The organism is Streptomyces sp. AM25 (genome assembly GCF_058146165.1).
The window spans coordinates 1-8009 of record NZ_JBKIWN010000072.1; the positions used below are offsets into that span (position 1 = coordinate 1).

Consider the following 8009-nt stretch of genomic DNA (forward strand, 5'->3'; position numbering starts at 1 on the left):
ACCACCTTGGAGTGAAGTGCAGAGAAGGACCAGGCTGTGCAACGGCGTCGTCCTCTTCGACGACACCGGGGAATTGCTGCCTGACGGGCGAGTCATCGCCCCGCGTCGCGCCGCCGCGCCGACGGGTGCAGTCGCATGATCGGCGCTCCCTCCACCCCGTGCTGCTCCCGGATCCGAGCCCCGCCGTCTTCGAGTGACGGGCCCCGCCCCGGGGCACCGCGCGCACGGGCGCCGATGTCGAAGCGCTGGCACACGGTGGGCGCCGATTTCACGGGGATTGGCGCCCCGACCAAGCAACCGGGGTTAGCTCTGGCCGATCGTCGCAGCTCGACGGCCGACCGGCTAAACCCCGGGGTACCCGGAGTGTCAGGGTCACTACACTCCGGCCGCTGGCCTCAGCTTGAGGCCAGGCACGCACAGCACATCCAACCACTGCACAGCAGAAGGGAATTGAGGATGGACGCGAGCGCAATCCCCAACGAGCCGAGCGGCTTCGACCTGGACGTCACGTTGGTGGAGGTCGCCGACCCGGCCGGCCTGGTCAACATCACCGACGACGGCTGCGGCGCCACCTGCGGCGCCTGCACCACCGGCGTCCACTGACCAACCCCCGCCGCTCAGTGGCTGGTGCCGTCGCGCGCGACGCGCGGCGGCACCAGCCGTCGCCCGCTTTCGTACCGTCACGCGGAGGTCAGCGTGCTCCATCCCGCTCGCGCGTTCCGATCCGGTAGCACCGCCCTCGTCCGTGCCGTTGCCGATCCCGCGCCCGCGGTCCCGCCATGGCCCGATCTGACCGATCGCACCCCGGCGGGGATAGCAGCACAGGCGGCGTGGCTGCGGTGCCTGTGGCGCCCGGGAGGTGTTGCAGAGGGAATCTGGCACGCCAGCCCCACGCTCGCGGAACGCGTCCGCGCTCTGTGCGACGCCGAGCGGCCGACCGCGCGCGACGTACGGCGCGCGGTGCTCTCCGTCGCCCGCTACCTGCTGCGCGCGGAGAACCGGGCGACGCCCTTCGGGCTGTTCGCCGGCGTCACCACGGCGACCTTCGGCGAGCAGGTCGGCGTGCAGTGGGGGACGGCTCACCTGGCGGTGGTCCGGGCCGGTGCAGAGTGGCTGTCGTCCGTGGTAGCCCGGCTGGAGAGCTGTCCTGAGCTGCTGACACGTTTGCCGGTGGTCGCCAACAGCGCGCTGATGGTCCGTGGCGGCCGGGTGGTCGTGCCGTATCAGCCGGACGCCCGAGGACAGGGGACGACGGCCGTGGAAGTCTCGTTGCGGTACACCGTCCCCGTCCGCGCGGCCCTGACCGCCGCCCGCACACCGATCCGGTTCGCCGACCTGGCAGCAAAGCTGACCGCGGACTTTCCCGAGGCCGCCCCAGAGCAGGTCGCCGGGATGCTCACAGAGCTGGTCGCTCGACGCGCCTTGATCACCGGCCTGCACGCGCCCAGCACCGAGACCGCCCCCCTGGAACACCTGTTGGCGCAATTGGAAGTCGCCGCGAACGACGCGCACGAGGTCACCGACCTGGTGATGGAGCTGCGGAACATCCGGGCAGACCTGTTGCAGTGCATGGCCCACCCCGTGGACGTCACCCGTACCGCCCGGGAGCGCGCGGCCGAGCGGATGCAGCGGTTCGCGCTGGTACTCCGGCACCCCTTCGCGGTGGACCTGCGGCTAGACGCGTCCGTTGGTCTGCCACGCACCGTGGCCGATGAGGTGGAGCGTGCGGCGCTGGTCCTGGCCCGCGCGAGCGCCGCCCCGTACGGGCCGGCCGTGTGGAAGGCGTATCACCAGCGGTTCTACGAGCGCTTCGGCCTCGGTGCGCTGGTGCCGGTGCTGGACGTCGTCGCGGACAGCGGGATCGGGTTCCCCGACGGCTACCCCGGGTCTGTGGCCCAGGAACGCCATTCGCCAGTGTCGGGCCGTGACGAGGCGTTGTTGCGCCTGGCACAGCGCGCGTTGCTCGACGGCATGGACGAAGTCGTCCTCGATGAGGAGCTAGTGACCTCGTTGGAACTGGGTGCCGTACGGCTCCCCCCACATCTGGAGCTCGGGGTCCGCATTCACGGAGCCAGCACGCAGCAACTTGCCCGGGGGAACTTCCGGTTGGAGGTGCTGAGCGTCTCCCGGGGCGCCGGCGTCGGCACGGGCCGCTTCCTAAGCGTGCTGGATCCGCACGACCGCGCGGCCCTCACCGCGGAGATGGCGGACCTGCCAGCTGCCGACACCTGCACCGTGCCGGTTCAGCTCTCCTTCCCGCCGCTAGAGCCGGAGAGCGCTCACGTCACCCGTGCCCCGCAGGTCCTGCCGCTCGTGATCAGCCTGGAGGAGCACCGTTCCCCGGGCGAGGGGGTGCTGACGGTCGAGGATCTGGCAGTGGGCTGTGACGGCCGCCGCATGTACCTGGCCGTGCCGGCGCTCGGCCGCCGGGTCGAGGCCGTGGCGATGCACGCGCTGAACCTTCACCGGCACACGCCGCCGCTGGCCCGCTTCCTCATCGAGCTGAGCCGCGCCTCGTACACCGTCGTGACGACGTTCGATTGGGGTGCGGCGCGGACGATGCCGTACCTGCCGCGCCTTCGCTACGGGCGCACCGTGCTATCCCCGGCGCGGTGGCGCCTGGAGCCGTCCGAACTGCCGACCCGCTCGCGCCCGCACCGTGAATGGGACCAGGTCTTCACCGCCTGGCGGGCACGGCGCCACGTTCCTCAGCAGGTCTTCTTGACCGAGGGGGACCGGTTGCTCGCGCTGGACCTGGACGAGGCCAACCACCGGATGCTGCTGCGCACCCATGTGGACCGCGGAGCGCCCGTCGTGCTGACCGAGACGCGCCGAGAGGCCGGGTGGTGCGGCGGCCGGGCCCATGAGGTCGTCGTCCCGCTCAAAGCGCTCAAGCCGCCGGCGTGGCCGCGCCTGCCCCAGCCCAGCACGGCCCGGGTCCTGGGACGCGGCCACGGGCTGACTCCGGCCGCATCGCGGGTGCTGCTCGCCAGCCTGTACGGGGACATCCGCCGCCAAGACACCATGTTGGCGGAGCACGTGCCCGACCTGTTGAAGCGGCTCGGTCAGCCGCCGTGGTGGTACGTACGGTTCCGCGACCCGGATCAACATCTGCGCATGCGCATCGCGCTGCGCGATCCACAGGGATTCGGGCCGGTGGCCCAGGTGGTGAGCGCGTGGGCCACCGAGCTGCATCAGGCAGGTTTGCTGAGTGAGGTCCGGTATCCCACCTCGTACCCGGAGACGGGACGGTGGGGCTCCGGGCCAGCGTGGGACGCCGCCGAGGAGGTGTTCCGCGCCGACTCGCGCGCCCTGCTCGTCCACCTGCGGCAACCAGCCCGGCCGCACCGGCGGGCACTGGTCGCCGCGCACACCGTCGCCATCGCCCGCGCGTTCCTGGGCAGCACCGCCGCCGGGATGCGATGGCTGATCGACCGCATTGCCCCGACGGCACCGGAGCCGGTACCCCGCACGCAGTTCTCCGAAGCCGTACAGCTCGCCGACCCACACCACGAGTGGGCGGCGCTCCGATCGGTCCCGGGCGGTGCCGCCATCGTCGAGGCGTGGGCAGAGCGCGATGCGGCGCTGGCTGCCTACCGCCGCCATCTGCCCGGCCCGGACACCGTGGGGATCGATACCGATGCCGTGCTGGACTCGCTCCTCCACCTCAACTTCGCGCGCGCCGTCGCCGTGGACTTCCCCGAGGAGGCCGTCTGCCTCTACCTCGCGCGAGCCGCCGCCCTCGCCTGGACAGCGCGGACCGCCGGGAGGTCCACGTGATGCAGTCCCCCGCTCTGGGCCTGGCTCGCGCGGTCGCCAACCGCCTGTCTCACCCCGACACCGCGCCTCGCGCCGGCGACTGGTGGCGGCAGTCGCTCGCGCATGGCCTCCCTGGCGTCGCGCTGCTACACATCGAGCTCGCCGCCGCGGGCTGGGGACCGTGGCAGCGCGCACACGACTGGCTCGCCGCCGCCGGGCGGCCCTTCACCAGCGGGCCCGACAGCCACCCTTTCCACGGGGCGCCCGCCTTCGCCCACACCCTTGCCTGCGCTGCCGAGCACCTGCCCGGCTCCTATCAGCGTGCCCTCGGCACCCTCGACGCGCAGATGTTCACGGACGTCCGTCAGCGTGTGTCCGCTGCCCGCCGACGCCTCGACGCCGGACAACTTCCCGAACTCTCCGAGTTCGACACGATCCGGGGCCTGTCCGGCTACGGCGCCTATCTCCTGCGCCGCGCCGGCGGTAGCGACGCCGTGCGTGCCGTCCTGGACTACTGCGTCCGGCTCACCGAGCCCCTCACCGACCGCGGAGAAGTCCTGCCCGGGTGGTGGACCGCGGCGGCGCCCTCGGGCCGCCCGGACCACCGCTTCCCCGGGGGACACGCCAACTCGGGGATGGCGCACGGCATCGGTGGCGTCCTCGCACTGCTGGCCCTGGCCGCCCGGCGCGGCATCCTCGTCGATGGTCACCATGACGCTCTGCGCTCCATCCTGGCGTGGCTGGACCGGTGGCAGGAGCAGACCGGATCGGGCCCGGCCTGGCCGTACTGGGTTGCCCGCGACGCGCTACGCCATGGCCGTCCGGCCGCATTCGCGCCGCGGCGGCCGTCATGGTGCTACGGCACCGCCGGTCTGGCCCGCGCCCAGCAACTCGCCGCCCTCGCCCTGGGCGACGTCCCCCGACAGATCGAGGCCGAAAAGGCGCTCGTGGCCGCGCTCACCGACCCCGACCAACTCAAGGCCACCACGGACAACGGCTTGTGCCACGGGATGGCCGGCCTCGCCCACATCGCCGCCCGGACCGCCCATGACGCTCATGCCTCAACGGCCGGGCAGCTCTGGACCGCTCTCCCCGCGCTCCTGGACCTGATCTTCCCGCCCAGCACCGATCCCACCGCCGCCGCTACCGCGGTCGTAGAGGGCGACGCCGGGCTCGGATTCCTCGACGGGGCCGCAGGCCTCGCCCTGGCGCTGCTGGCCCCGGCCACCACCACGATGCCCCGCACCGCGTGGGACGCCTGCCTACTCCTCGCCTGATCGACTGACTGAAGGGCCCCGCTATGCGCTGGCACCAACACAACGTCGTCTTCGCCGACCGCGACAGCGGCAAGCGCGCTATCACCGAACGCATTGGACCCACGTTGCGTGCGGCCGAGGACGCCGGGGAGCTCACCGGCTGGTGGTTCATGAACAAGCAGCCATGGCCCCTGCGGTACCAGGCGCCTGAGCCGTCACCCCTCGTTGAAGGGCTCCTGAGCGGTCTCGTCGAAGAGGGCATCGTCCGTTCCTGGGTGCCCGGCATCTACGAACCCGAGGAGTTCGCGTTCGGCGGTCCGGAGGCCACAGACGCGGCCCACGCTCTGTTCCACGAGGACAGCTGCAACCTGCTCACCTGCCTCCCCGGCCCCGGCCACCTCGGCCGCCGGGAAACCGCCGTTCTCCTGGCGAGCGCGATGATGCGGGCCGCCCGTCTGGACTGGTACGAGCAGGGCGACGTCTGGGGCAAGTACGCGGCCCTGCGGCCCGCCCCTGTACCGCTGCCTGCTGAGAGGACCGCCGCTCTGGTCCCGGCGATGCGCACGCTGATGACCGCCGACGCCGCGACCCTGTGCTGGCCCGGGGGTCCGCTCGACGGGCACGCCCCGTGGATCGCCGCCTTCGAACACGTCGGGGCGGCCCTCTCCCGCCTCGCCATCACTGGCCGACTCACCCGCGGTCTGCGCGCGGTCCTTGCCCACCACGTCCTTTTCCACGCCAACCGTGCCGGCCTCCCCGAGGAGGACCAGCACGCCCTGTCCCACATTGCGAGAGAGGTAGTCATGGGATCGAGTGACAACGCCCCATCCGCAGCCGCGCACGCGGCGGAGATCGCTAGCGTCAGCGCGGTGAACACCGACACGACCACCACCCTTGAGAACGACGCCGAGCGGCTGCGCAATGCCCTGGTTGATCAGATCAAGGCAGCCGGCCACGCTCGCACCCCCGCCGTAGAAGCCGCCCTGCGCGCCGTGCCCCGTCACGTATTCGTCCCCGCCGCGTCGCTCGAAGCGGCTTACGCCGACACGCCGGTGGACATCAAGTACGACACCGACGGAACGTCGATCTCCTGCGCCTCCCAACCGGGCATCGTTGCCCTCATGCTGGACCAGCTCGATGCCCAGCCGGGCGAGCGCATCCTCGAACTCGGCGCCGGCACCGGCTACAACGCCGCCGTTCTCGGCTACCTCGTCGGCGAGGAGGGGCACGTCACCACCCTCGATGTCGATGACGACCTGATCGAGGGCGCCCGCGCACACCTCGCCGCAGCAGGCGTCACCAACGTCGAGGCGTTCACTCGGGACGGGGCCGTCGGCCACGCTGAGCGCGCCCCGTTCAATCGGATCATCGCCACCGTTGGCGCCCACGGCATCCCTCACGCCTGGCTCGACCAACTCGCCCCCGGGGGACGGCTCCTGGCCCCCCAGCGCCTCAAGGGCAGTGTGTCCCGCTCCATCGCCTACGAGAAGTGCGGCGACCGGTGGGTGTCCATCGACTCCGCCATGAACACGTTCATGCCCTTGCGCCGGGGCATCGCTGACGACGATCGCCGCATCATCCCGCTCAGCGCGGACGGCACCGTCCGGCTCCAGGCGCCCGCAGCGGCGAACATCGACGCCGATGCTCTGGCCGGGGTGCTGGAGCAGCCCCGCGCCGAGGAGTGGACCGGCGTGACGGTCCGCGCCATGGAGTCCCCCGAGTGGATGGAGCTCTTCGTCTCCTGCACTGTGCCGTCCGGCCTGATCCGGATACTGTTCCCGAAGGAGGCCAAGGGCACGCTCCTCACCGAGGACCCGTATCCCTCCGCGACCGCGGCCGTCGATAAGGGCGCCGTCACCTACCTCGCGCGCCGCCTCTTCGACGGGACTACCTCCGAGGGCGGCAAGCTCTGGGAATTCGGTGTCATCGGGCACGGCCCCGGCAGCGAGGAACTGGCCGCGAAGGTCGCCGACGCCATCCGCACGTGGGACCGCGCCTACCGCACCCGCGAGGCCACGTTCGAGATCCAGCGCCTCGACGCTCCCGCCGCCAAGCCGCGGCCCGGCCGTTTCGCCCTCGATACTCCGCTCAACCGGATCATCGTCGAGTGGCCGCCCGCTCCGGCCAAGTAGGCAGCCCCTACAGGTTCCCGCTGGCAGCACCGCACGCTGCGCAGCGGGAACCGCCGTCCTCGTCCCGACAGCACCGTCCGCCCCGGAGGCCCCATGGACGCCTACGGTCCAATAGCCACGCGGTTCCCACTGATCGCCCGATTCCGCCCTGCCTGCCTCCCCCTGCCCGACCGCGTCCGGGCGCTGGCCGACCTCGCCCGCAAAGCCGAGCAGCATCAGGACCAGGGCTTCGCCTCCACCGTGCACAACCAGGCGGCGCTACTCGCCAGCGACCTCGCCCTTCCTGACCTCGCCCGCGAGATGTGCCTCCGGCACGCCGACGCCTACCTCGGCGCCTGTCCGCTGCCCGCGATGAGCGCGATCCGCGGCCTTGAACCCGTGGTCAACCTCGCCCGGCTCTGCATCCGCGCCGGCCGCCCCGACGACGGCCTCCAACGTCTGGTCAGCCTGTACGAAGCCGTCAGCGAGGCAAAGGCGGTAGTCCTCGACACGGTCACCGTCCCGGCCAACCTCGTTACGGCCGAGACGGACCGTCAGGAGGTCCGCGCCTGGCTGTGGCGGGTGCTCCTGGCCGATGGCACCCGCACTCTCACTAGCGCGGGGCGCTGGCACGAGGCCCTGGCCCACATCGAGCAGCACCGCGGCGTGGGCACGCGGATGCTCGACGGCCGCCAAGTCGCCGTCGTCGCCGCCCTCACCACGGGCAACACCGAGCGCGCGACAGGCCTCCTCGCCGCCACGGTTCCCGGCGACGCATGGGAGAACATCGTCACTTCCTGCCTGACGGCACTGTGCCGCCGCGCCACCGGACAACTGCACGACCAAGAATTACTGACTCGACTTTCGGGGTTTTCGTGGGCCT

General features: G+C 71.7%; 5 protein-coding genes and 1 pseudogene. All 6 read left to right on the forward strand.

Annotation, left to right across the window (positions count from 1 at the left end; translation table 11 throughout):
- The coding region (locus ACLHRZ_RS35920) for a DUF5999 family protein (protein WP_490422812.1) at positions 1–139 on the forward strand (139 nt) is incomplete at its 5' end.
- 317 nt (positions 140–456) lie between these two features.
- Positions 457–603 carry an FxLD family lanthipeptide gene (gene fxlA, locus ACLHRZ_RS35925; RefSeq protein ID WP_490422808.1) on the forward strand — a complete coding sequence of 49 codons (147 nt, stop codon included), beginning with the start codon at positions 457–459 and terminating at the stop codon, positions 601–603.
- Positions 604–696: 93 nt separating this feature from the next.
- The gene (locus ACLHRZ_RS35930) at positions 697–3780 is read left to right on the forward strand and encodes a lantibiotic dehydratase (RefSeq protein ID WP_490422809.1); all 3084 of its coding nucleotides are present in this window, start codon (positions 697–699) and stop codon (positions 3778–3780) included.
- The gene (locus tag ACLHRZ_RS35935) at positions 3780–5036 is read left to right on the forward strand and encodes a lanthionine synthetase C family protein (protein WP_490422810.1); all 1257 of its coding nucleotides are present in this window, start codon (positions 3780–3782) and stop codon (positions 5034–5036) included. Before ACLHRZ_RS35930 ends, ACLHRZ_RS35935 begins: the two co-directional genes overlap by 1 nt.
- A gap of 23 nt (positions 5037–5059) precedes the next feature.
- The gene (fxlM, locus tag ACLHRZ_RS35940) at positions 5060–7147 is read left to right on the forward strand and encodes a methyltransferase, FxLD system (protein WP_490422811.1); all 2088 of its coding nucleotides are present in this window, start codon (positions 5060–5062) and stop codon (positions 7145–7147) included.
- 93 nt (positions 7148–7240) lie between these two features.
- A pseudogene (locus ACLHRZ_RS35945) lies at positions 7241–8009 on the forward strand (hypothetical protein); the annotation flags it as partial.

Coding starts and splice junctions, on each gene's coding strand:
- ACLHRZ_RS35935 (WP_490422810.1), top strand. CDS start 3,780: ATGCAGTCCCCCGCTCTGGGCCTGGCTCGCGCGGTCGCCAACCGCCTG.
- fxlM (WP_490422811.1), top strand. CDS start 5,060: ATGCGCTGGCACCAACACAACGTCGTCTTCGCCGACCGCGACAGCGGC.
- fxlA (WP_490422808.1), top strand. CDS start 457: ATGGACGCGAGCGCAATCCCCAACGAGCCGAGCGGCTTCGACCTGGAC.